Origin of the sequence: Pigmentiphaga litoralis, from assembly GCF_014651835.1 — a bacterium.
Classification (GTDB): domain Bacteria; phylum Pseudomonadota; class Gammaproteobacteria; order Burkholderiales; family Burkholderiaceae_B; genus Pigmentiphaga; species Pigmentiphaga litoralis.
In genome coordinates this window covers 2835920-2859693 of sequence record NZ_BMXQ01000001.1, presented here as the reverse complement: position 1 = coordinate 2859693, position 23774 = coordinate 2835920, and the positions used below count along the sequence as shown (strand labels likewise).

Annotated in this window: 25 protein-coding genes; 16 read left to right on the top strand and 9 right to left on the bottom strand. The window is 65.9% G+C overall.

Going from position 1 to position 23774, the window contains the following annotated elements:
- Nucleotides 1-145: 145 nt before the first annotated feature.
- Nucleotides 146-1024, bottom strand: coding sequence for a LysR family transcriptional regulator (locus tag IE116_RS12990; RefSeq protein WP_189613033.1), 879 nt, complete (start codon nucleotides 1022-1024; stop codon nucleotides 146-148).
- Nucleotides 1025-1128: 104 nt separating this feature from the next.
- Between IE116_RS12990 and IE116_RS12985 the strand changes: the two genes are divergently transcribed.
- Both IE116_RS12985 and IE116_RS12980 read left to right on the top strand, forming a co-directional pair.
- Nucleotides 1129-1476, top strand: coding sequence for a hypothetical protein (locus IE116_RS12985; protein ID WP_189613030.1), 348 nt, complete (start codon nucleotides 1129-1131; stop codon nucleotides 1474-1476).
- Between the two features lie 106 nt (nucleotides 1477-1582).
- Nucleotides 1583-1783 carry a hypothetical protein gene (locus IE116_RS12980; RefSeq protein WP_189613028.1) on the top strand — a complete coding sequence of 67 codons (201 nt, stop codon included), beginning with the start codon at nucleotides 1583-1585 and terminating at the stop codon, nucleotides 1781-1783.
- 95 nt (nucleotides 1784-1878) lie between these two features.
- On the opposite strand, the gene bla is transcribed toward IE116_RS12980, so the two are convergent.
- Nucleotides 1879-2835, bottom strand: coding sequence for a class A beta-lactamase (gene bla, locus IE116_RS12975; RefSeq protein WP_189613026.1), 957 nt, complete (start codon nucleotides 2833-2835; stop codon nucleotides 1879-1881).
- 131 nt (nucleotides 2836-2966) lie between these two features.
- Here bla and IE116_RS12970 point away from each other — a divergent pair, with 131 nt between their 5' ends.
- A complete protein-coding gene (locus tag IE116_RS12970) occupies nucleotides 2967-3836 on the top strand; it encodes a LysR family transcriptional regulator (RefSeq protein WP_189613024.1) in 870 nt (289 codons plus the stop codon).
- Here IE116_RS12970 and IE116_RS12965 read toward each other — a convergent pair.
- Nucleotides 3829-5376, bottom strand: coding sequence for a UxaA family hydrolase (locus IE116_RS12965; protein ID WP_189613022.1), 1548 nt, complete (start codon nucleotides 5374-5376; stop codon nucleotides 3829-3831). The two genes, IE116_RS12970 and IE116_RS12965, sit on opposite strands and share 8 nt — an antisense overlap.
- Nucleotides 5377-5439: 63 nt before the next feature.
- Nucleotides 5440-6474, bottom strand: a complete 1035-nt coding sequence (locus tag IE116_RS12960; protein ID WP_229828137.1) for a Bug family tripartite tricarboxylate transporter substrate binding protein — start codon at nucleotides 6472-6474, stop codon at nucleotides 5440-5442.
- Here IE116_RS12960 and IE116_RS12955 point away from each other — a divergent pair.
- Genes IE116_RS12955 through IE116_RS12935 form a run of 5 tightly spaced genes read left to right on the top strand, consistent with a single transcriptional unit; the run spans nucleotide 6473 to nucleotide 10950 of the window.
- Complete coding sequence (locus tag IE116_RS12955) at nucleotides 6473-6709, top strand: hypothetical protein (RefSeq protein WP_189613020.1); 237 nt, start codon at nucleotides 6473-6475, stop codon at nucleotides 6707-6709. The two genes, IE116_RS12960 and IE116_RS12955, sit on opposite strands and share 2 nt — an antisense overlap.
- 32 nt (nucleotides 6710-6741) lie before the next feature.
- Nucleotides 6742-7572, top strand: coding sequence for a VOC family protein (locus IE116_RS12950; RefSeq protein ID WP_189613018.1), 831 nt, complete (start codon nucleotides 6742-6744; stop codon nucleotides 7570-7572).
- A gap of 2 nt (nucleotides 7573-7574) precedes the next feature.
- Entirely contained in the window at nucleotides 7575-8354 is a 780-nt protein-coding gene (locus IE116_RS12945) for an IclR family transcriptional regulator (RefSeq protein ID WP_189613016.1), read from the top strand.
- Complete coding sequence (locus IE116_RS12940; protein WP_189613014.1) at nucleotides 8351-10114, top strand: bifunctional 3-(3-hydroxy-phenyl)propionate/3-hydroxycinnamic acid hydroxylase; 1764 nt, start codon at nucleotides 8351-8353, stop codon at nucleotides 10112-10114. Before IE116_RS12945 ends, IE116_RS12940 begins: the two co-directional genes overlap by 4 nt.
- Nucleotides 10111-10950, top strand: coding sequence for a fumarylacetoacetate hydrolase family protein (locus IE116_RS12935; protein ID WP_189613011.1), 840 nt, complete (start codon nucleotides 10111-10113; stop codon nucleotides 10948-10950). Before IE116_RS12940 ends, IE116_RS12935 begins: the two co-directional genes overlap by 4 nt.
- A 75-nt stretch (nucleotides 10951-11025) precedes the next feature.
- Here IE116_RS12935 and IE116_RS12930 read toward each other — a convergent pair whose 3' ends face one another.
- Both IE116_RS12930 and IE116_RS12925 read right to left on the bottom strand, forming a co-directional pair.
- On the bottom strand, nucleotides 11026-11982 hold the full coding sequence (locus tag IE116_RS12930) for a LysR family transcriptional regulator (protein WP_189613009.1): 957 nt from the start codon (nucleotides 11980-11982) through the stop codon (nucleotides 11026-11028).
- Nucleotides 11983-12112: 130 nt separating this feature from the next.
- Nucleotides 12113-12859 carry a DUF481 domain-containing protein gene (locus IE116_RS12925; protein ID WP_189613008.1) on the bottom strand — a complete coding sequence of 249 codons (747 nt, stop codon included), beginning with the start codon at nucleotides 12857-12859 and terminating at the stop codon, nucleotides 12113-12115.
- Between the two features lie 312 nt (nucleotides 12860-13171).
- Here IE116_RS12925 and IE116_RS12920 point away from each other — a divergent pair, with 312 nt between their 5' ends.
- On the top strand, nucleotides 13172-14218 hold the full coding sequence (locus IE116_RS12920; protein WP_189613005.1) for a mechanosensitive ion channel family protein: 1047 nt from the start codon (nucleotides 13172-13174) through the stop codon (nucleotides 14216-14218).
- On the opposite strand, the gene IE116_RS12915 is transcribed toward IE116_RS12920, so the two are convergent.
- Nucleotides 14133-15815 carry a class I SAM-dependent methyltransferase gene (locus tag IE116_RS12915; protein ID WP_189613003.1) on the bottom strand — a complete coding sequence of 561 codons (1683 nt, stop codon included), beginning with the start codon at nucleotides 15813-15815 and terminating at the stop codon, nucleotides 14133-14135. The two genes, IE116_RS12920 and IE116_RS12915, sit on opposite strands and share 86 nt — an antisense overlap.
- Before the next feature lie 200 nt (nucleotides 15816-16015).
- Here IE116_RS12915 and IE116_RS12910 point away from each other — a divergent pair, with 200 nt between their 5' ends.
- Both IE116_RS12910 and IE116_RS12905 read left to right on the top strand, forming a co-directional pair.
- The gene (locus IE116_RS12910) at nucleotides 16016-17269 is read left to right on the top strand and encodes an FAD-dependent monooxygenase (RefSeq protein ID WP_189613001.1); all 1254 of its coding nucleotides are present in this window, start codon (nucleotides 16016-16018) and stop codon (nucleotides 17267-17269) included.
- Between the two features lie 44 nt (nucleotides 17270-17313).
- Nucleotides 17314-18111 (top strand): DsbC family protein, encoded by a 798-nt coding sequence (locus IE116_RS12905; RefSeq protein ID WP_189613000.1) that lies wholly within the window; start codon nucleotides 17314-17316, stop codon nucleotides 18109-18111.
- Between the two features lie 105 nt (nucleotides 18112-18216).
- On the opposite strand, the gene mltA is transcribed toward IE116_RS12905, so the two are convergent.
- Nucleotides 18217-19467 carry a murein transglycosylase A gene (gene mltA, locus IE116_RS12900; RefSeq protein WP_229828448.1) on the bottom strand — a complete coding sequence of 417 codons (1251 nt, stop codon included), beginning with the start codon at nucleotides 19465-19467 and terminating at the stop codon, nucleotides 18217-18219.
- A gap of 232 nt (nucleotides 19468-19699) precedes the next feature.
- Here mltA and IE116_RS12895 point away from each other — a divergent pair, with 232 nt between their 5' ends.
- Complete coding sequence (locus IE116_RS12895; RefSeq protein ID WP_189612995.1) at nucleotides 19700-19876, top strand: hypothetical protein; 177 nt, start codon at nucleotides 19700-19702, stop codon at nucleotides 19874-19876.
- Here IE116_RS12895 and apaG read toward each other — a convergent pair.
- Entirely contained in the window at nucleotides 19870-20244 is a 375-nt protein-coding gene (gene apaG / locus IE116_RS12890; protein WP_189612993.1) for a Co2+/Mg2+ efflux facilitator ApaG/CorD, read from the bottom strand. The two genes, IE116_RS12895 and apaG, sit on opposite strands and share 7 nt — an antisense overlap.
- A gap of 116 nt (nucleotides 20245-20360) precedes the next feature.
- On the opposite strand from apaG, the gene rpe reads away from it, so the two are divergent.
- From rpe to IE116_RS12875, 4 genes are all read left to right on the top strand, one after another.
- On the top strand, nucleotides 20361-21077 hold the full coding sequence (gene rpe / locus IE116_RS12885; protein WP_189612991.1) for a ribulose-phosphate 3-epimerase: 717 nt from the start codon (nucleotides 20361-20363) through the stop codon (nucleotides 21075-21077).
- A 119-nt stretch (nucleotides 21078-21196) separates the two neighbouring features.
- Nucleotides 21197-21913, top strand: a complete 717-nt coding sequence (locus tag IE116_RS12880; RefSeq protein ID WP_189612989.1) for a phosphoglycolate phosphatase — start codon at nucleotides 21197-21199, stop codon at nucleotides 21911-21913.
- A gap of 20 nt (nucleotides 21914-21933) precedes the next feature.
- A complete protein-coding gene (locus IE116_RS26070; RefSeq protein ID WP_268249235.1) occupies nucleotides 21934-22068 on the top strand; it encodes a hypothetical protein in 135 nt (44 codons plus the stop codon).
- Between the two features lie 142 nt (nucleotides 22069-22210).
- Nucleotides 22211-23731 (top strand): anthranilate synthase component I family protein, encoded by a 1521-nt coding sequence (locus IE116_RS12875; protein ID WP_189612987.1) that lies wholly within the window; start codon nucleotides 22211-22213, stop codon nucleotides 23729-23731.
- Nucleotides 23732-23774: the final 43 nt, after the last annotated feature.

Sequence of the window (23774 nt, the reverse complement as noted above, 5' to 3'; positions counted from 1 at the left end):
GATTGCTGAAAATAAAAAGCAGGCAGTGTATTTCTTGCGATCAACGTAACACCATGCAGTCGTCGACCGTGTATCGCTGCTCAGTTATCCGACGCTGTGGCCGGCTTGATATGTAAAGCGCGGCCCTTAGACGTTGCATAGCTCCTCAAGCCGGCAATCTCAGTTCCGCCTGCGCGCACGCATGGAACAGCCGTGCCAGCTGCGCATGGGGCGCGCGGCCGGCCCATAACAAGCCCATGCGCCGCACGGGCGCGGGATCCGGCAGTCGCAGCTTGACCAAGGGCAAGGTGTCGAGCCAGGCTGGCGCCCAGTCGGGCACCAGCGACACGCCCAGGCCCTGCGCGACCATGGACGAGATGGCCATCAGCCCATCGATCTCCAACCGTTCATGCGGCCGGATGCCGTGCTGGCGCAGGTAACGATCTGCCATCCGCCCGCCCCACACCGACCGGTCGTACCGGATGAAGGGTTCGCTCGCCATCACGGCGTGTGCATCCTGATCTGTCAGGTGAGCAGGGGCCAGCACCACCAGGGGTTCTTCGGCCAGCAGCCGCCACTCATATTCCTTGGGGATCGCAAATTGCGGTTCCACGATGAGGGTGGCGTCCAGGTCACCGGCCGTCGTGCGGTGATACAGGTCGCGTGAGGTGCCCGGTTCGACGTAGATGGCAAGCTTGGGATGGGTGTCATACACGCGCCGCAGCACGGGCGGCAGCAGGCCGATCAGGGCCGAGGTGGAGGCGCCCAGCCGGAATTCACCCAGCGGCGTGTCGTCGGTGGCGGCCGCATGCAGGTCGCGTACTTCGCGCAGCACCTGGCGCGCGCGCTCCATGACCTTGAGTCCGGCTTCGGTCGCCTTGACGTTGCGCCCTGCGCGTTTGACGAGCGCGACCCCCAGGTCTTCTTCCAGGGACTTGACCCGGGCGGCAATCGCCGCCGGCGTCAGGTCGAGCCGCCGCGCGGCTTCGGCCAGCGAGCCGCACTCGACCACGGTCACGAAGCTCTGCACATATCGGGTATCCATCGGCGATCCGCAGCACGAACGACAAGGACCGAACGATACCGGGTTTTGCGGCCGCGGCATGACGTTTGCTCGATCGTGGACACCTTCAACGTTCGGAGGCGGCCATGACCTCGACCCCAACATCATCCACGTCCTCGTCCCCCTCCCGCTATCTGGTGCAGACCTACCTTCCCCTGTTCGACAACGCCGGGGATCGACTTCCGCGCGCCTTGCACGACCGCACCCTGGACGTGCTGACGGAGCGCTTTGGCGGCGCGACCGCCTACACCCAGGCGCCCGCGGCCGGCCTGTGGGCCAACGAGGGTGAGGTCGTCGAAGACCGCATCATCCTCGTCGAGGTGATGGCGGACACGCTGGACCGTGAGTGGTGGGCCGCTTTCCGTCAGCAGCTGGAACGCGATTACCGCCAGGACGTCGTGCTGATCCGCGCCGTCGCCTGCGAAATGCTGTAATCCTGGATTAATTTGTAACTAACGCTAACGTATTAGTCTTTACTGCCGATAACCCACGAGTATGGTCAACGAGTCCAAAGTGGCTCATCCCCTGGGGATCACAAAAATGACAATGTCGGACGGCTTGTGGATACTGATGGCTGCAGTGTGCCTGGGCACGCTGGGCTTCCTGGGTATTGGCATTGCGCGGGGCGTCCGGGTTCTGGACCCCCGAGAACACGCCAAGCCCGCGTCGACCAACACGGCTGATCAGCCGGCGCCGATCACATCGAGCGCTGACCACCCGGCACTGACCACCGGGCACTGACCACCCGGCACTGATCACCGGGTACTAATCATCGGGTACTAATCACCCGGCGCTGATCCGTCCGCTTTCTCAGCCTGCTTCCGTCGTCCGCCTGGTCACCCCACGGCGGCCGCCACCCACTGCGCGACCTCGACGATCGCCGCGTCCCGCCTGGCCGGGGCCGTCGCAGCCGCCTCGGTCAAATAAGTCGTCACTATCACCGGGCCTCTGGTCTTGCTGCCGTTCGCCTGCCCGGCGCTCATCCCCCGTCCCGCCGGCCACATCACTGCAATGTCGTTATGGGTGCCGTTGGTGCCTGTTCCCGTCTTGTCCCCCACCGTCCAGCCTGCCGGCACGCCTGCGCGCAGCCGCGTATCGCCCGTCCGGTTCGCTACCAGCCATGCCACGAACTGCTCGCGCGACGCCGGCGACAGCACCGATCCCAGCGCCAGCGCACGCAGCGTCGAGGCCATGGCGGCTGGGGTGGTCGTATCCCGTGGATCACCCGGGATCGCGCTGTTCAGGGTCGGTTCGTTCCGGTCCAGGCGGGTCGTGGCGTCACCGATGGACCGAAGCCAGGCGGTCAGCCCGTCAGGCCCGCCAAAGCTGGCAAGCATCAGGTTGGCTGCCGTGTTGTCGCTGAGCGTCGTCATGACTGAGCAGATGTCAACAACGGTCATCCCGTCGCCCCCCGCATGCTTTTCGGTGCCGGGCGAGTAGTCGACCAGGTCCGCCTTGGAAAACCGCACGCGCCGGTCCAGCCGTTCCTGCCCCTGGTCGACCCGATGCAGCACGAAGCCCGAGGCCAGGGTCTTGAAGGTGCTGCACATGGGAAAGCGTTCGTGCTCGCGGTAGCCGTAGCGAGTGCCGGTGTGGGTGTCGATCACGCCGACACCCAGGCGGCATCCGGTCGTCTGCTCGATGGCGGCGAAGCGTCGTGCCGCGTCGGCCGCGCGCGGATCCGGGGTATCGGGTCGGGTCGCTTCTTTGGCCCACATTTTCTGGGCACATCCCGTTGTCGCCAGACCCAGAAGGGCTGCGCCGGCGGTCAGGGAAAAATGTCGTCGGTCCATGTGTCGTCTCCGTTGTCCCTGCAAAATGCGGGCAAAAATGTGTCTGGAGCCGAAAGATAGCGCCGGCAGACGGTTGCCACAATCAACGATAAACTCGCCCACACCCAAGAAAAACTGGGGCATCCGCCACCATGCATCTGCCACTCAATGCCTTGCGCGCCTTTGAAGCGTCCGCGCGCAACCTGAGCTTTACCCGCGCCGCCGCCGAGCTGAACGTCACGCAGACGGCCATTAGCCAGCACGTCAAGAACCTGGAAGACCGGGTCGGCGCGCCGCTGTTTCGCCGCTTGCCACGGGGTCTCGCGTTGACGGACGAAGGTCTTGCGATGCTGCCGGGGCTGACCGACGCCTTTGAACGCATCGCCAACCTGCTTGAGCAATGCAGCGATCAGCGCGCGCGCGAAGTGCTGACGGTGGGCGCCGTCGGTACCTTCGCCATCGGCTGGCTGCTGCCGCGCCTGCGGGCCTTCCAGCAGGCGCATCCTTTCGTGGATTTCCGCCTCTTCACCAACAACAATCGTGTCGACCTGGCAGGCGAAGGGCTGGACTATGCGATCCGTTTTGGTGATGGCGCGTGGCACGGGACCGATGCCGAGTACGTCTTTGATGCGCCGCTGTCGCCGGCCTGCGCGCCATCGATTGCGGAACGCGTGCGCCATCCGGCAGACCTGGCCCGCGAAGTCCTGCTGCGCTCCTATCGGTCGGATGAATGGTCGCGGTGGTTCGATCAGGCAGGCGTGCCGTGCCCGGTCTTGCGCGGCACGGTGTTCGATTCGTCGCTGACCCTGGCAGAGGCGGCCGCGCAGGGCGAGGGGGTCGCCCTGCTGCCCACGCGCATGTTCACGCGGGACCTGCAGCAGGGCCGACTGGTGCGGCCGTTCGACCAGGAAATCACGACCGGGGGCTATTGGCTGACACGCCTCAAGTCCCGGCCGGTCACGCAGGCCATGGACGTGTTCCGTGCATGGCTGCTGGAGAGTGCGTCGGTCCGGATCAGCTGACCACGCCGATGTTCCATGGCACGAATTCGTGGTTGCCCAGCCCGAGCAGTTCGCTCTTGCTGCGCTCGCCCGACGCCGTGCGCAGGATCTGTTCAAAGATGCGCTGCCCCACTTCCTGCAGCGTGGCCGTGCCGTCGACGATGTCGCCGCAGTTCACGTCCATGTCTTCGGTCAGCCGTTCGTACATCGGCGTATTGGTCGCCAGCTTGATCGACGGCACTGGCTTGGCGCCGAACATCGACCCGCGGCCGGTCGTGAAGCAGATCAGGTTGGCGCCGCCCGCGATCTGGCCGGTGGCCGACACCGGGTCGAAGCCCGGCGTGTCCATGAACACGAAGCCCGGCTGCGTCACGCGTTCGGCATAGCGGTAGACCTCCATCAGGCCGGTCGTGCCGCCCTTCATGGACGAGCCCAGCGACTTTTCAAAGATGTTGGCCAGGCCGCCCATCTGGTTGCCCGGGCTGACCGCGCCGTTGATCTGCACGTCGCGGCCGGGCGAGTATTCCTCTTTCCACCAGCGGATGCGTTCCACCAGTTTCTGGCCGACTTCTGGCGTCCGGGCACGGCTGGTCAGGGTGTGCTCGACGCCGTAGATCTCGGGCGTCTCGGACAGGATGGCGGTGCCGCCATGGCGCACCAGAATATCCATGGCCGCGCCCAGCGCGGGGTTGGCGGTGATCGATGAAAAGCCGTCCGAGCCGCCGCATTGCAGGCCGATCTTCAGGTGGCTTGCGCTGACGGTTTCGCGCTGCACCTTGTTCGCTTCGGGCAGCAATTGTTCGATGGCGGCAATGCCGGCTTCGATGGTCTTGCGGGTGCCGCCCGTGTCCTGCATGACGAAAGTGTGCAGACGCGCGCCGTCGCTCAGGCCCTGGTCTTTCATGAGCAGGTTCAACTGGTTGCGTTCGCAACCCAGGCCCACGATCAGCACCGCGGCAAAGTTCGGGTGGTGCGCAAAGCCGCCAATCGTACGGCGAAGCAGGTCCATCGGTTCACCCGACATTTCCATGCCACAGCCCAGGCCGTGGCTGAGCGCGACCACGCCGTCGACATTCGGGAAGTCGGCCAGCCGGCGATCATTGAAGGCTTCGGCAATGTGATGCACCACCGTGGCCGAACAGTTCACGGTCGACAGGATGCCGATGTAGTTGCGGGTGGCAACTTGTCCGTCGGCGCGCACGATACCCTGGAAGGTCGCGCGTTGCTCGGGCGGTAGCAGCGGGGTTTCGACATAGTCGCGGCTGTAGGCATAGTCGCGGTCGAATTCGCGGAACACCGTGTTGTGCGAATGCAGGTAGGTGCCGGCCGGGATGTCGGTCGCGGCAAAGCCGATACAGACGTTGTATTTCAGGATGGGCTCGCCGGCGACCAGCGCCCGCGCCGCGATCTTGTGTCCGGCGGGCACCTGGCTGCGCGCCGTGATGCCTTCGGACGGAATGGCCGCGCCGATACCCAGCGGAACGCGCGCCACCACGACATTGTCGGCATGGTGCAGGCGGATCACGGGTCCGGTGACGTGTTTCTCGGAAATGTCGATCATGAATGCCTCGGATGAATGGTGGGAACGCGCGCCGGCCGGGCCGCGGTCAGCAAGATACAGGGATCATTCGGCCTTGATGCCGAATTCCTTGATCAGCGTGGACCACTTCGGCACTTCGTTCTGCACGAAGCGGCTGAAGTCGGCGGGATTGCTGGCCACGGTGGTCAGGCCCTGATCGGCCAGCTTGGCCTTCAGGTCGGGCTTGGCCAGGGCCTGCTGCATTTCGGTATAAAGCTTCTGCACGACCGGGGCGGGCGTCTTGGCCGGGGCGAACACGCCGTACCAGGTCAGCACTTCAAAGTCCTTCATGCCGGCTTCGGCCATGGTCGGGATATCGGGCGCCGTGGGATTGCGCTGCAGGCTGGTGATGGCCAGTGCGCGCAGCTTGCCCGCCTGGATATGCGGCATGGCAACGGGCAGGTTGGCGAACATGTACGGAATGTGGCCGCCCAGCACGTCGGCAAGCGCGCCGGATTCGCCCGAGTACGGTACGTGGGTCACGTCCGCGCGCAGCATGTGTTTGTAGAGTTCGCCCGCAATGTGCTGCGGGCCGCCCGCGCCCGACGACGCATACGACATCGAGCTCGGATTGGCCTTGATCTGCTTCGTCAGTTCTTCGACCGTCTTGGCGCTGACCTTGGCCGGATTGACGACCAGCAGCAAGGGCATCGATACCAGTTGCGAGACAGGCGTGAAGCTCTTGAGCGGATCGAACGGCAGCTTGGGATAGATGTTGGGCGCAATCACCATGGTCGACTGCGAACCCAGGAACAGCGAATAGCCATCGGCCGGCGACCGCGCCACGCTGTCGGCCGCAATGGTGCCGGTCGCGCCCGGACGGTTTTCCACCACCACCTGCTGGCCCATGCTTTCCGACATCTTGGCCCCCACCAGGCGCGCCACCACGTCCGCGCCGCCGCCGGCAGCAAAGCCAACGACCATGCGCACCGGCTTGTTGGGGAACGTGCCCGTATCGGCATGGGCGGCCTGAAGCGTGGCCATGCCGAACACGGCTGCGCCGACCACGGCGCAAAGATGCCATGCCGAGCGGGCAGGCGCAGTGCGGACAGACGTACAGGGGAAAGGGCGGAAAGTCATGCGTGTCTCCAGCGATTCGTATGAGGACGATGACGGCAGCGAGGCCATCACCGGTAAGCAGGCGCTCATTCTGGTCGCGCGGGATGCAAAGAACAATGTGGTTGCCCTGTGTTCAGACAACAAAGATTTTTTGGTCTGGCAGCGGCATGACAGCCGTTTGCATGACCAGGGTTTTCCCGATTCGTCTCAGCCAGTGAGAAATTTCGTTGACGCTGCCCGGCGTCCGGCCAGATAGTGCGGGCATTGCAGCAATCGACGGAAACGACCATGGAACTGCGCGCTTCTCTCAATCACCTGAATGTGACGACACCCGATCCGGCGGCCATGGCCGCGTTCTACTGCAGCACCTATGGCATGACGCAGGCCTCGGCCGGCGACGCCATTGTCTGCACCGGACCGGGACGCGTCGTGGCGCTGACCCGCGGCCCGGCCAACAAGCTGGCCTATGCGCACTACACCTTCAACGACACGCCGGCCTGGCTCGCCTTCCGTGATCGTGTGCCGGGCGCCGCCCAGATAGACGTGCCGGCGCTGGCGCGCCCCGCCCCCGACGCGGTGGCGATCAAGGACCCCGATGGCAATGTGATCGTGTTTTCGCCGCCCGATATCGCGTCCGATGTCGAAGTGCGCGCCGATGACATGCCCCAGGCCATCCTGCAGCATTTCGCACTGCGCACGACGCAGCCGCAGGCCATGCTGGCCTTCTACCAGAGCCTGGGTTTTGTCCTGTCCGACGAGGTGCACGATCCGACCGGCGCGGTGCGCGCCTGCTTTCTGCGCACGGAACATTTGCACCATTCGCTGGCGCTGTTCGGCGCGCCGGCCGCCGGCTTCGACCATCAGTCCTTCGAGACCGACACCTGGGCCGACATGCGTGTGTGGGGCGACCGGATGGCCGAGCTGCGAGTGCCTATCGTGTGGGGCATCGGCCGGCACGGTCCGGGCAATGACGTGTTCTTCATGGTGCGCGACCCCGACGGCAACCTGGCCGAGATTTCGGCAGAGATCGAAGTATGTGAATCGGAGCGGCCGGCAGGCGTCTGGGTGCATGAAGAGCGCACCCTGAACCTGTGGGGCAAAGCGATCATGCGCGATTGACCATGGCTGGACGTAGCCGCCTGCTCCGCATCCTGGCGTCGTTCGACCTGTCGCGTCCCGTGCTCAAGCCCGCCGAACTGATGGACGAGCTGGGCGTCTCGCGCGCCAGCATCTATCGCGACCTGGCTGACCTGGAACATGCGGGACTGCTGGAACGGGTGGCCGATCGCGGGTATGCGCTGGGGTCCCTGATCGTGGAACTGGACCGGCAGATCCGGCTGGCCGACCCGCTGCTCAATGCATCAGGCACCCTGCTGCGCAAGCTGGCCGACGAGACCGGCGGGACGGTGCTGTTGTGCCGGGTGCATGGCGCCAAGGTGCTGTGCATCCACCAGGAAGCGACGCAGGCGGGGCAGACCCCCGTCAGTTATGAACGCGGGCGCGCCATGCCGCTGTATCGCGGCGCCACGTCCAAGATCATTCTGGCGCACCTGCAGGACAGCGCGCTGGCTGCCCTGTGGGAACGGGATGCCGACGAGATGCTGGCGGCCGGATTGCCGCCGACCTACCAGGGTCTGCGCGACGCCATGCAGGCCATCCGCAATGATGGCTACTACATCACCGAAAGCGAACTGGATCGCGGCCTGGCAGGCTTTGCTGCGCCGTTGATGGATGGCGTGCGGGTACTGGGCAGTCTGAGTGTGGTGACCCCGGCGCAGGACCTGACCGACGCGCGGCGCAAATCGGTGCTGACGCGTGTGGTGACCGCGGCCGCGACCATCGAATCGCGCATCGAGGAAGAGCGCCTGAAGGCGCGCAACAAGAAAGGCAGACAACGATGACTCCCACCCCCCGCCATATTCCGATCGTGATCCTGGGCGCCGGCCCGACCGGCCTGGTGCTGGCCAATCTGCTCGGCACCTACGGCGTGCCGGCCATGGTGCTCGATCGCAATCCGTCTACCGTGGACGAGCCGCGCGCCGTGTCCATCGATGACGAAAGCCTGCGCACGCTGCAGACGGCCGGGCTCGTCGACGAGGCGCTGACGCAGATCGTGCAGGGGTACGGCGTCCACTATTTCTCATGGTCGGGCAAGCCCTTTGCCAAGGTCGAGCCGACCTCGCGCGAGTACGGCTACACCAAGCGCAATGCGTTTCGGCAGGCCGTGCTGTGTGCGCAACTGCGAGACGGGTTGCAACGGTTCGGGCACATCGACGTGCGCTTTCGGCACGAGGTCACGTCGTTCTCGCAGACGGCCGATGGCGTGCGCCTGGAGGTCGATGCGGAAGGCACGCCCACCGTCATCACCTGTGACTGGCTGATCGGTTGCGATGGCGGCCGCAGCGCCACACGAGAACGCCTGGGCATCGCATTGACCGGCAATACCTTTGCCGAGAAATGGCTGATCGTCGACCTGCTGGACCGGCCCGATCCCTTCCGGCACACGCGCACCTATTGCGATCCGGCGCGGCCTGCGATCCGGCTCCCCGGGCCCGACGGCACGGTGCGTTACGAGTTCATGCTCAAGGGTGACGAGACCGCCGAGGACGTGCTGGATGACGCGCGGCTGCGCAGCTGGATCGCCCACCGCGAACCGCGCGACGCCAACCTGACCATTGCGCGCAAGGTGGTCTACACCTTCCATTCGCGGATCGCCGAGCGGTGGCGCGAGGGCAGGGTGCTGCTGGCCGGCGACGCCGCCCACCTGACGCCGCCCTTTGCCGGCCAGGGCATGAACAGCGGCGTGCGCGACGCGACCAATCTGGCATGGAAGCTGGCCGCAGTCGTGCGGGGCGGCGCCGATGCCAGCCTGCTCGACACCTACGCGTCGGAGCGCAAGCCGCATGCATGGGCGCTGATCAAGATGGCGATGCTGATCGGCAAGTACATGCAGCCCAAGTCGGTCATGGGGGCGATGGCCGCGCAGTTCGCGCTCAAAGCCATCAGTCTGTATCCGCCCGCGCGTGACTACGTGCTGCAACTGAAATTCAAGCCCAAGCCGCGGTTTCTTGAGGGCTTCTTCGTGCCCGATGTCGCGATCGATGCGCCCATCCGGTCGGGCCAGTTGATGGCGCAGCCGCAGGTCGAATTGCCGGGCGGCCGCCGCATCCTGCTCGATGACTGGCTGGGCGCGGGCTTTGCGTGCGTCAACTGGCACGACGAAACCGCGCCCGTCTCCTGGCCGTCGATCGGCGGGCTGCCCTGCCGCACGGTGCGCCTGGTGCGCCAGGACGAAGACTTTCCGCTGCGCATCCGTGACGGCGACGCCGTGGCGCGTGATTGCGATGGCGTGCTGGCCAGCATCCTGCGCCGCGCCCAGGCCCGTGCCATGGTGCTGCGGCCCGACCGCTACGTCATGGCCTTCATTGCCGATGACGACGGCCCGTCGCATCCGTCCACGGTCACCGCCGTTGGCGCGCTGTATCAGCGGTATGGCATCACGATCGACGCGCTGCCGGGCGTTGCGGGTCGTTCCGATGCAGTGGTTGAATTTGGCAACGATTCGCCGCAGACTGCAGGGCGGCGCATCGAAGCACACGAACCTTTTATAGCAACAGGTCCTGGAACTGCCAGGGCTGTCATAACCGGAGAACATGCATGAAATTCCTCAGCTTCGTCCACAACGGCAAAGCCAGTTGGGGCACGGTAGTCGGCGATGGTGTGGTCGACCTGACCTCGGCCGAATTCCCGACGCTGAAGTCGGCGATCGAAGCCGATGCGCTGCAACGCCTGGGCCAGGGCGCGCAGCAGTCCAAGCCGGTTGCCTCGCTCGATGCGATTGAATATCTGCCCGTGATCCCCGATCCCGGCAAGATCGTGTGCGTGGGCCTGAACTACGACGACCACGTCAAGGAAACCAAGCGCGACAAGACCGAAAACCCCACCATGTTCCTGCGGGTTGCGGAGTCGCAGACGGGTCACAAGCAGCCCATTCTGCTGCCGCCGGAATCGCATGAACTGGATTACGAAGGCGAGATCGCGATCATCATCGGCAAGGACGGCCGCCGCATTGCCGAGGCGGACGCCTGGGATCACATTGCCGGCTATGCGCCGTACAACGACGGCTCGATCCGCGACTGGCAGCGTCACACCATCCAGTTCACGGCCGGCAAGAACTTCAACGAGACCGGCGGCTTCGGTCCGTGGATGGTCACGCGCGACGAGATCGCCGACGGCGAGACGCTGTCGCTTGAAACGCGCCTGAACGGCCAGGTCATGCAGAAGTCGTCGACCGACATGATGATTTTCGACATCCCGCGCCAGATCAATTACATCTCCACCTTCACGACTTTGAAGGCTGGCGACGTGATCGTGACCGGCACGCCGGGCGGCGTCGGCGCCAAGCGCAACCCGCCGGTCTGGATGAAGGAAGGCGACGTGGTCGAGATCGAAGTGGGCAAGGTCGGCACGCTGGTCAACACCATCAAGGCCGAGTAAAGCGGCAGGCCGGCGGCGTCGTCATGGCATGACGCGCCGGCAATGCGTTCAGTGCACTGACGGCCTGAACGGCAATCAACGCGGGCGGATGCGCGCGCCAGGGACAACCTTGGCGGGTTCATCCGCCCGTTTGCGTTGCAGGAACACGTCGATCAACTGCTCGCGAAACCACTTGTGCGGCGGGCTGCGATGCGTGCGTTCATGCCAGCCCACCGCGATCTTGCCCGTCGGGATCGGCACGGGCAATTCGAACAGCTTGAGCGTGCTGCCCAGGCTCAATGCCAGCGTGCGCGGGAAGACCGCGGCAAAGTCGCTTTCGTACAGGATGTTGGTGGCCAGCATGAAGCTCGGCACCGAGGCCACGACCTTGCGCGCCATGCCGTGTTCCGCCATCGCCGCATCGATGTCCCCGACAAAGCTGCCGCCCATGGGCGACACGATCACATGGGTCAACGAACACAGGTCTTCCATCGACATGACCCGTTTGTTGAAGGGGTGATCGCCGCGCAGCGCGCACACGAAGGACTCGGTCGATACATGCCGGGTGTGCAGCCGCTCGGGCATCATCGACAGCACCGTCAGCAGCAGGTCGAGCTGGCCGGTGGCCATGCGCTGGTCGATGTCGGGCTTGTTCAGTCGTGTCAGCGGAATGAAGGCCAGGCGGATGTTGGGTGCGCGTTCGGCCCACGTCGCAAAGGATGTGGCCAGGCCGTTATGCATGGCGTCGGGGCTGCCGATGTGGATCGTGGCTTCGGATGTGAGCGGGTCGAAGTGATCGGGCTGGACGATCGCCCGGAATTCACCGATCAGCTCCGACAGCCGCGGGGCGATTTCCAGTGCGCGCGGAGTCGGCGTCATGCCGCGCGATCCGGCCACCAGCAAGGGGTCGTCGAACATGGCGCGCAGCCGCACCAGCTGCGCCGACAGCGCTGGCTGGCTGGTCTGCAGGCGCGCGGCCGCCCGGGTCACATTGCGTTCGGTCATCAGCGCATCGAGCGCCAACAGCAGATTCAGGTCGAGCTTGCGGGTCATGGCGGCGCGTTGCAGGCAACGGATCGGTATAAAGGCGAAATATACCAGCGATACGTCGTATTGATAGCCGTGATTGCGGACCTGGCGGGCAGCGCAGAGCCCGAGTTGCGCCGCCGGCCCCTGCAGTGGCTCAGTCGGCGCCGAAGCGGTAGCCGATGCTGGTCAGGAACAGGGTGTCGGTCTTCTTGATGCCAGGGCGCGGATTGCTCTGGAAACGGTTGGACAAGGTGAGCTTGAGCTCGATCTTTCTGGTGATCGAGGTCGCCAGGCCTGCGTCGAACTGCGCGCGCAGGCCGCTGTCGGTCAGGTTCGGATACAGCGCAAAACGCTGGTTGAGCGACGTCGTGTCAGTGATCCGATGCTGCGATTCCTCGCCGATCAGAAATTCCATGCTGTTGCGCGTCTCGTTCGTGAAGCGCTCATGGTTGTAGGTCAGACCCGAGAACACGTCGAATATCGTGTTGTCGTTCTTGATCAGGTGATAACCCACACCGCCTGCGGTCACGGCACGCAGATCCAGTTCCTGCAGCTTGTCATGTTCGGTGTCGAGCGAGCCGAACGCAAACACGTTTTCGTTCAGGTTGCGGTCGTACTTGGCGCCGGCGCGAAACAGGTTCGCGGTTTCCTGGCTGCTGCCGTCTTTCTTCTTGGTGCCGTACAGGGTGGTCAGGTAGAAATTGAGCTTGTCGTCCTGGCTTGCCTTGGCGGCGTTGGCCGAGACATTGAAGGACGTCGCGTCCGTGTTGCCCGAGGCAACACTGGCGCCGGCGTTCATGGCGCCGCGCCATTGGTTGTCCTGTTTGACGGGGGCTTGCGCAAGCGCGGAGCCGGCAGCAAACAAGGCGATCAGAGGGACGAGACGTTTTTTGACTGGCATCGGTGGGTTCTCCTGGGGGACGGCAGGCGACAGTGCGCGCTGCGACAATGGCGTCGGGCCGGGCAGCGGGATGCCCGGCAGACAGGGAAGGCATTCAAGGTGACGATGATGCAGCGCGCAGGCGCGCGACGGCGGTGGACACGCGCCATAAGGCATGGCGGCGCCTGTACGAACGGCGCGCAGGCGCGCCGAGGAATGCATGAGCCTTGAAGACTACACTGTGCGTCCCGATGCACGAGGCGTCTGTTCCGGACTCGTCATCGACCCATACACCTGTTACGTGCAGATACGTCGGCGTTTTCTTCCTCTTCCATGCAAGCCATTCTTTCGTTTTTTACCGATGTCCGGGACAGCGTGTCCGCATCGAGCACGCTCAGCCAGTTGTTCGCTACCGTGGTGGTGCTGGTCGCCGCCATGATGGTGACGCGGTCCGCCGCGAAGTACTACCGGGGCAAGGACTCCGGGTCCACCGGCGAGCGCCGCACGGCCTATACCGCCGTGCGCAATGGCGTGGCGGTGGTGGTATTGATCCTGCTGCTGTTTTTGTGGGGCGGCCAGTTGCGGCACTTCGCGCTGTCGGTTGCCGCGCTGGCCGCCGCGGTGGCCATCGCGAGCAAGGAGTTCGTGATGAGCGCGCTCGGCTCCCTGATGCGCGCCACGCAGCGGCCGTATGCGGTCGGCGACATCATCGAGATCAACGGCATGAAGGGTGAGGTGCTGATCATCGACCTGTTCAGTACGACATTGCTCGAAGAGGCGCAGTCAGGTTATGTGACGGGCCGCACCTACCAGTTCCCGAACATGCTGTTGCTGCTGAACCCGGTGCGCAAGTCGTCGACCATGGGCAGCTTCGTGCTCGAAGCGGTGCGTGTGCCGCTCGATCCGGCTGACGATGTGGTGGCTGCCGAGAACCGCTTGCTGCAGTCGGCCGTGGTGGTGTGCGAACCCTGGGTGCAGCAGGCCGATGCGCACTTCCGGCGGATAGAAGGCGCCTATCTGGTGGCCTTGCCCGAAAGCCGGCCCGTGGCGTTGATCGAACCGGTGGATGCCAAGCGGGTCGACGTGGTCGTGCGCTTTCCGTGTCCGAGCAATCGGCGCATGGCGGTGGGGCAGCAGATCCTGAACGGGTACTACTCGATGATCCGTGAAGACAAGAAGGCGCGGGCAGCCACCCCTGCCGCCAGTGCGGCGGCCAACGCGGCCGCGCCGGCCGCCGGTACCGCGCCCGCTCCTGCGCCTGCCTCCGGCGCGGCTCTGCCCGACGCCGCAGGCGTCACGCCTTCGCCAGCCACAACCTATACAGCCCCGCAAACGCCGCCGGATAGGCCTGTTCCACTTCGTCCCATTGATCCGGTGTGAGCGTGGCCGGATCCTGATCCACCACGCAGCGCGCCATGGCGGCGGTCGCGGCAGGCGCATCGACCGCCAGCAGTTTCAGGCCCTGGCGCTGCGCCAGGGCCACCCATTCGGTCATCGGCAGCGCGCATTCACGCACGTGGAACAGCAGGTCGCGCAGCCCGCTTGCGGCATGAAAGTCCGGCGACCGCGCGACCACGTCGCACAGTGACGCGCCGCCTTCCTGGATCAGCGTCCGGCGAAAGGCCAGTCGGCCATCGGCATCATCGGTCCGGCCCTCGGCCTGGATGCGGCGTCGCAGGGCTTCGAACGGCGCGCGTGCGCGAGCGCTGTACACCGCCACATGCATCACCGCATCGGACGCCATGACACTGGCCAGCGCCGCCACGCCGGCTTCCGGATCGGGAAGGTGCGGCAGGAGGCCTACGCATTCGATGGCGCGGAAGGTCTGTCCCAATTGCGCCACCTGATGCAGGTCCATCGCGTGGAAGTCCACGTCGTCCAGTCCGGCTTCGGCGCATTTGTGCACGCCATGCGCCAGGGCATTCACGCTGAAATCGATCGCCGTGATGCGTGCCAGCGGATAGCGGTCATGGGCCACAAAGATCTGTTGGCCCGTGCCGCACCCCGCCACCAGCACCTGCGCCCCCGTGGGGGGCCAGGCGGCGACACGGCGCGCCACGGGCGCAGGCAGGTGGGCTGGCATGCCGAGGGGTTCGCGCACCCAGCGAGGGTAGGGATGAGCTTCGTAATGGTCGCGGACAGGGTCGCGCGCGCTTCGTGTCGCCGCCACCCGCAGTCGCTCGCGCACGGCAAGCTCGCGTGACGCCGCCTGCACCCGTTCGATCAAGGGCCCCAGGCCCGGCCATTCGCGCTGCGCCTGTGAGGATCGCAGCAGGACCACCAGCGGACTGTCGGCCAGCGGCATGGCTGTCGCCACCAGTGCGATATCCGCCGCGTTGACGGGCGTGCCGGTCTGCAGGCGAGCGAGCAAGGCGGCTTCCAGGGACTGGGCGCGTGCCAGCATGTCGCGGGACGGCGGCTCGATCCCTTCGGTCAGATCGTTCTGCAAGGCCAGGGCCAGCGTCAGGCGCAGCGGCGTGTCGCGCTTGCCCTCGTGACGCCGCGTCAGCAGCAGATCGCGCAGGCGGGCCAGCAGGGTCTGCCAGTCGGCATCGGCCAGGATCGCCACGCGCGCCACCGCGCAGAACACGGGCTGGCTGTCCAGATGGCCGGCCGCCGTCAGCACCTGGCGCGCCGAGGGCGGCTCGCGTGAAGTGGCATGGGTCGACGGGATCAGCGCCTGCGCTACCGCGGGCTCCGCGGCCAGGTAGGCCAGCACCGCCGGCGCCAGTTCGCTGGGCCGCACCCATGCCTGACCGAGCGCCAGGCATAGCACCCGGTCGACGTCCGCATGACGCCGGGCAGGGCAGTGCGCCACCAGGAACTGGCCCAGCGCCGCGCGGGCACGCGCCGATTCAGGCGCCAGGGCAATGGCGGCATACAGGGCGTCGAAGGCCTGCCGGTACTGCCCCGACGCGGCGGCAGCGCGTGCCTGGGCCAGCAGGTGATCGACAGACGGAGCAAGATGAGAAGGCATGGGAGCCGCCTGCGCATGCCGGCGTGAAGGGCCGCCGATCCACCCTGGCGGCTGGGGCCGCCGTGTCAGCCGCCACTGTCGCAGACTTGCCCGCCCGACGGGTGAAGATTGTGTGACTGCCGCTCCCGGCATGAACGGTAAACTCAGGCATCCCTTGCCTGGCGGTCATGCCGCCAACCGTCTTCTCTTCGAGCCGCGCCATGAACACTTCCCGCTCTTCCGCCTCGACCATCATCGTGATCGGTACCGGCATCGCCGGCCTGGCCAGCGCGCTGGCGCTTGCCCGCAAGGACCAGGACGTGGCGCTGCTCGGCCCGAAGGCGCCGCTGCCGCCGGCCCGCGCAGGCGAGTTCGATCCGCGTGTCTATGCCATTTCGCCGGCCAGCCAGCAATTTCTGGCCGAGCTCGGCATCTGGGACCTGCTGCCCCCCGACCGCGTGACGCCGGTCGACGCCATGGAAGTCTTCGGCGACGCCGCGTCGGCATCCGCCGATGCCTTGCGCCGCCTGCCGGCGCCGTCGACCGGGCGCGTGGAACTGTCGGCATGGCAAGGCGGCCTGGCCGCGATGGCCTGGATCGTCGAGTCCCGCGAGCTGGAACGGGCGCTGCGCCAGGCCGTGCAGATGTTCAACATCCGCTGGATCGCCGACCGCTATGCCGGCCTGGAGCGCCACGCGCCCGATGCCCCCCTGATGCTGCGGACCGCGAACCACGCAAGCCTGCCCTGCGGTCTGGCCGTGGGGGCGGATGGCGCCGAGTCGCCCTTGCGCGAGTCGATCGGTCTGCCCGTGACACGGTCGGCCTACGATGCGACCGGGCTGGTCATGCACCTGTCGGTGGCCTTGCCGCATCAGGGCCGCGCGCGCCAGTGGTTCACGCCCGATGGCGTGCTTGCCCTGCTGCCCATGCCCGATGCCGACGGTCAGCCGCAGGTGTCGATGGTCTGGTCGATGCGCACCGCCAAGGCCGACGCCTTGCTGGGCATGGATGCGGCCACGCAGCGCGTCGCCATGGGCGAGCGCCTGTTCGAAGCCACTGGCGGCCTGTTGGGCGCCCTGACGGCCCGGACATCGCTTGTGGGCTTTCCGCTCGCCTTGCAGACGGCGAGCCAGATGGTGGCGCCCGGCGTCGCGCTGGTGGGCGACGCGGCGCACCTGGTGCACCCGCTGGCCGGGCAGGGCCTGAACCTGGGCCTGGGCGACGCCAAGGCGCTGGCCGACACCCTGGCCGCGCGCGAGGCCTATCGCAATGTGTACGACCTGCGCGTGCTGCGCCGCTATCAACGCGCCCGCGCCGAACCCCTGCTCGCCATGCGCCTGGCGACCGACGGGCTGTACCGGCTGTTCGACTCGCAACTGGCCCCCGTGAACTGGCTGCGCAATGCCGGCATGAATGTCGTGGACCGCCTGCCGCCGCTGAAGCGCCTGCTGGTGCAGGGCGCGTCGGGGCGCTGAACCGGACCCACGCGCTATCATTGGGCGATCAAGAAAGGAAGACTATGAAGCGAACCGTAGCGGGCTGCCTGTCCGCCCTGATGTTGTCCCTGGCCCTGCCTGCCGCCGTGTCGGCCCAGCTGTCGCCCGCCAAGGCGCCGACTGCCGCGGCCATGACCGCCCCGGCCGCCAAGGCCGCCGCGCCTGCGCCCACCGCCGCCGAGAACACGGTCAGGAAACTGTTCACCGATCGTTTCGGCGCCGTCGCCATCGACAGCGTGACCCGTACGCCCTACGGCCTGTTCGAGGTGCGCATCGGATCGGACCTGCTCTACACCGACGAAAAGGTCAGCTTCGTGCTGGATGGCACGCTGATCGACGCGGCCACCAAACGCAACGTGACCCGCGAACGCGTGGAAAAACTGCTGGCGATCAACTTCGACGAACTGCCGCTGGACCTGGCGATCAAGCAGGTGCGGGGCGACGGCTCGCGCCGCATCGCGCTGTTCGAAGACCCGAACTGTGGTTATTGCAAACAGTTGCGAAAGTCCATGACCGGCATCGACAACGTGACGGTGTACACCTTCCTGTACCCGATCCTGGCGCCGGACTCGACCACCAAATCGCGCGCGGTGTGGTGTTCGGCCGACCGTGCCAAGACCTGGGATGACTGGATGCTCAATGGCAAGACGCCGACGGGCGCCGGCACGTGCGACACCCCGATCGAGAAGGTCGTCGCGCTGGGCAAGAAGTTGCAGATCACCGGCACGCCCACGATCTTTTTCGGCGACAACACCCGGGTCGGTGGCGCGATGCCGCCGGACCAGCTGAAGGCCAAGCTGGACTCGATGGGCAAGGGCTGAGCCCGCCCTGAATTTGCCTTTTCAAACGAAAAACGCGCCGGTGTTCCCGGCGCGTTTTTTTGCGGTTGCAGGGACCGGCGTGGCGGCGCCGGGTCACCTTAGCGCTTACCGCGCAGGCGCCGGCGCGCCTTCACCCTTGGGCCACAGCACCCACATCTTGCTGGGTTGCTTCATGCGGCCGGCCTGCTCGCCGGCTTCATCGCCATACCCCCAGAACACGTCCGCCCGGGCCGGTCCCTTGATGGCGCTGCCCGTATCCTGCGCAAACACCATCTTCTGCAGCGGCACCTTGGAGTTGGGCATGGTGGTCGACAGGAACGCTGGTGCGCCCAGCGGAACGATGGCCGGATCCACCGCAATCGACCGCTGCGCCGTCAATGGCATTCCGAACGCACCCTTCGGGCCTTCTTCGGGATTGACCACCGGCTCTTCCCGGAAGAACACCACCGCCGGGTTCGCGTTCAGCATTTCCTTCACCCGCGCCGGGTGGGCTTTGGCCCACGCCTTGATGCTTTGCATCGACGCCTGATCCAGCGTCAGTTCGCCCTGGTCCACCAGCCAGCGGCCGATCGACACGTACGGATGGCCGTTGTGCTCGGCATAAGCCACGCGGATAACGCCGCCCTTGCCCGGACCGTCGTCCAGCGAAGCACGCCCCGTTCCCTGCACCTGCAGAAAGAAGGCATCGACCGGATCGCTGACCCATACGATCGCCGCCGGCTCGCGGCCGGCGCGTTCCAGTTCGGCGCGGCTGTCATACGGCACGACGCGCTTGCCATCGAGTTTGCCGCGCACCCGCTTGCCCGCCAGTTCCGGGTACAGCGAGCCCATGTCCAGCACCAGGAGATCGTTCGGCACGGCATACAGCGGCCACTGGTACGGGCCGCCGCGCACGCGGGACGCGCGCACCAGGGGCTCGTAATAGGCGGTCGCCAGGCCCGTGGCGGCTTCGCCGGTGGGGGTGCGTACGGTCCAGGGTTCCAGCCATTTTTCAAGGAAGGCGCGGGCCTGCGCCGGGCCGGGATTGCGCAGCGACGGATCACGCGCCGCGGCGCACACCTGCTGCCACGCGTAGGGATCGACGGTCTGCGGCGCGGCAAGCGACACCGGGCGACCCGTGCGCAGCATGATCGAACGGCAATTGTCCTGGAAGGTCGTCCATGCGCTTTCGACGGCGTCCGCCTGCCAGCCGCTGACCGAGGCCCACCCGCTGCGCACGAAGTGTTTGCTGGCCTGCAGGGCAGGCTTGCTGGCCGGACGAGCGACCGGGGCTGCCGGCGGGCGTGCAGCGGCCGGCGGCAGCGCGATGCCGCCCGGCGTCGTGGTGGGCGCCGGATGCACGGGGTCGGGGGACACGGCCGTGCCGCCGGAGGGGGCGGGATAGGCGGACCCCGGCGATCCATAGGCCCCGGACGTGCCAGACGAGCCCGACGGGCCGGCGTCGCCACCCGAATCGGGCAGGACGGTCACGGGCGCACCGCCGCAGCCCGCCAGGGCCAGCGCCGCGCACAGCGTCAGCACCGCGGGGCGCAAGCGGTTACAGTGGGACAAGACAGACTTTTTCGCAGTGACCTTGCGAACGGACATTATGTGGTTGCTCCTTCTGGAAGCGGCATTGGCGCTTGCCTTGCTGGTATTCATCGTGATGTGGACCGTGTGGCCGAAGCGCAAGCAGCTCGGTCAGGAGCTGCGCAAGCCCCCGGCTGCGGACGCCGCCGATCCCGGCACGAAGCAGGATCCGACGCGCGACCCGCGCGGTCAGTGAAGGGTGCGTGGCACGGCCAGCACGAATTCGGGAATGTCGACTTCGAACGGGCTGCCGTTGTCGCCGACGCAGTGATACGTGCCGCGCATGGTGCCAACCGGGGTCGATAGCGGACAGCCGCTGGTGTATTCGAAGCTCTGGCCCGGTTGCAGCAACGGTTGCTGACCCACCACGCCCAGGCCGCGGACTTCCTGTTCCTGCTGGTTCCCGTCGGTAATGACCCAATGGCGGCTGATCAACTGGACAGGCTGCGACCCCGAATTCGTGATGCGTATCGTGTAGGCGAAAATGTACTGATTCTCGGCCGGATCGGACTGATCGGCGAGATAGCGCGGTTCAACGGTGACCGACAATTCGTGAGATTTCATGCGTGCGCCATATCGATACGACAAATTTCATACAATTCACGGGATGACCGGTGCGGATTGCTCCGCAGCCTCCCGCCTGAGGCGCCCGGCCTGACATCTCTGCACTGGAAGCTTCCATGACCGATCTGACGCCGTTCGACCCGCACGCCACCCGCATTGCTCCAAGCATTTTATCCGCCGATTTCGCCCGGCTCGGGGAAGAGGTGCGTAACGTTGTAAGCGCCGGTGCGGACTGGATCCATTTCGATGTCATGGACAACCATTATGTGCCGAACCTGACGATCGGTCCGCTGGTGTGCGAAGCGATCCGGCCGCATGTGCAAGTGCCGATCGACGTGCACCTGATGGTCGAGCCGGTGGATGCGCTCGTGCCGATGTTTGCGAAAGCCGGGGCAAACATTATCAGCTTTCACCCTGAAGCGTCACGTCATGTGGACCGCACGCTTGCATTAATCCGGGATCACGGCTGTCATGCGGGGCTGGTGTTCAACCCGGCTACCCCGCTCGATTACATGGACTACGTCATGGACAAGCTGGACGTCGTCCTGCTGATGTCGGTCAACCCCGGCTTTGGCGGGCAGAGCTTCCTGCCGAGCACCTTGCCCAAGCTGCGGCAGGCGCGCGCCCGCATTGACCGCTGGCGCGCCGAGACCGGCTACACCATTGCGCTGGAAGTCGATGGCGGCGTCAAGATCGACAACATTGCCGAGATTCATGCGGCAGGCGCCGATACCTTCGTGGCGGGCTCGGCCATTTTTGGCAAGCCGGATTACGCAGGCGTCATCCGGGACCTGCGTGCGCAGATCGCCAGGGGCGCCTCGCTGGCCGCGTGATGCCGGTCCGGTGCGGACGCCGCGGGCACGGCACTTGCCGTATGCTTGGCTCACAGTGTCCGCGCCGCTTCAAAAACGTCTTGCGCACCCCCCGCGTACCCCCTCATCCAGGAATTGCCATGCCCTTGCACGCTGTGTTGTTCGACCTCGACGGTACCCTGGTCGACTCGGTGCCTGACCTGGCCTACGCCGTCAACGCGATGCGTGTCGACCTGGGCATGTCGCCGCTGCGCGAAGACGTCATTGCCACCTACGTGGGCAAGGGCGTGGAAAACCTGGTGCATCGCGCGCTGGCCGCCAGCATGGACGAGGCGACCGAACATGAACGTTTCCCTGAAGCGCTGGCATCGTTCCGCCATGCGTATCACATGATCAATGGCGAAAAGACGCGCATCTTCGACGGCGTGATCGAAGGCCTGCAGGCCATGCGCGCACAGGGGCTCAAGCTGGCCGTGGTCACCAACAAGGCGGCGGAATTCACCGGGCCGCTGCTCAAGAACCTCGGGCTGCATGCCTTCTTCGACGTGATCGTCAGCGGCGACACGGTAGAACGCAAGAAGCCCGATCCCCTGCCCATGCTCTATGCCTGCGAACAGCTTGGCGTCGCGCCTGCCGATGCACTGGTGATCGGCGATTCCATGAATGACGCGTCATCGGGCCGTGCGGCCGGGTGCACCGTGCTCCTCGTGCCCTATGGCTACAACGAGGGGCGGGATATCCGATCCATCGAGGCCGATGGTATAGTCGCAAGCATCAAGGAAGCCGCCGAGTGGACCGCGTCACGCACCGCCTCTGCCGCTTCCGGATCCGAACCCTTGCCGCTGACGATGCACTGATCCACGGCAACATCGCTGACTTGTTCAACGTTTACGAATTCAATCATCCGCATGCTGACCATCACCCTCGCGATCCCGACCTGCGCCACCTGGCGCTGGTGGCGTTCGTCAGTCGGGTGGTGGTGATTCTTCCCGGCCGATCGTTCAGCGACTGAACGTCCGGCCATCGTTTGACCCCAAGTTTTCGAATCGACCCCGCCCGTGTCCTGAAGGACCGGAGGCGTCGTCATGTCATGTCCGACTCCGGAACCCAAGATGCGGGTGGTGCCCCAGACACCGCATGTTCTCGAGGAAACCATGACAGAAGTCGAATTCCAGGCGCTTGCCGCCCAGGGTTACAACCGCATCCCGCTGGTCGCCGAAACCTATGCCGACCTCGATACGCCGCTCGCGCTGTACCTGAAGCTGGCCCAGACCGGCCCGGCCAAGGGCGCCATGAGCTGCCTGCTCGAATCGGTCGTGGGCGGCGAGCGCTTCGGCCGCTATTCTTTCATCGGCCTGCCGGCGCGCGCCTTCATGCGCACCCATGGCACCGTGACCGACGTGGTCGAAGACGGCGTCGTGACCGAAACCCATGACGGCGATCCGCTGGCCTTCGTGGCCGACTACCAGAAGCGTTTCAAGGTGGCGCTGCGCCCCGGCATGCCGCGCTTCATTGGCGGGCTGGCCGGCTACTTCGGCTACGACATGGTCCGCCACATCGAGAAAAAGCTGGGCCCGTGCACCAAGCCCGATCCCGCCGGCATGGGCGATCCGGTGCCCGACATGCTGCTGCTGTTGATCGATGAACTGGCCATCGTCGACAACCTGACCGGGCGCCTGTACCTGGTCGTGTACGCCGATCCTTCCTTGCCCGAAGCCTATCCGCGCGCCCGCAACCGGCTGCGCGACCTGCGCGCCCAGCTGCGCAAGCCTGTCGACATCCCCTACAGCCAGGCCAGCCTGCCGACGGAAACGCAGCGCAATTTCCCCAAGGCCGACTATCTGGCTGCGGTCGTCAAGGCCAAGGAATACATTGCCGCGGGCGACCTGATGCAAGTGCAGGTGGGGCAGGTGATCGCCAAGCCCTTCCGCGACTCGCCGCTGTCCTTGTACCGCGCGCTGCGCTCGCTGAACCCATCGCCGTACATGTACTTCTGGAACTTCGGCGACTTCCAGGTCGTGGGGGCGTCACCCGAGATTCTTGTGCGACAGGAAGTCGTGACCGAAGGCGGCGCGACCCGGCAGAAGGTCACCATCCGTCCGCTGGCGGGCACGCGGCCGCGCGGCGCGACGCCGGAAGAAGACGCCGCCCTGGCGGATGAGTTGCGCGCGGATCCAAAAGAAATCGCCGAGCACGTCATGCTGATCGATCTGGCCCGCAACGACGTTGGCCGCATTGCGGACATCGGCTCGGTGGTGGTGACCGACCAGATGGCCATCGAACGGTATTCCCACGTCATGCACCTGGTGTCCAACGTGACCGGCACCCTGCGTGAAGGCATGAGCTCGATGGACGTGCTGCGCGCCACCTTCCCGGCGGGCACGCTGTCGGGCGCGCCAAAAGTGCGCGCCATGGAACTGATCGACGAGCTGGAACCGGTGCGCCGCTGCATCTATGCCGGCGCCGCAGGCTACCTGAGCTACGGCGGCGAGATGGACGTGGCGATCGCGATCCGCACCGGGGTCATCAAGAACGGCATGCTGTACGTGCAGGCCGCGGCAGGCGTGGTGGCGGATTCGGAGCCTGAAAAGGAATGGGCCGAGACGGAAGCCAAGGCACGCGCGGTGCTGCGTGCGGCCGAGCAGGTGCAGTCGGGGCTCGACGACCCGATTTGAATCAGGCGCGCAGGGTGTGCAAGTTCAGGTGTGCGTGCTGTCG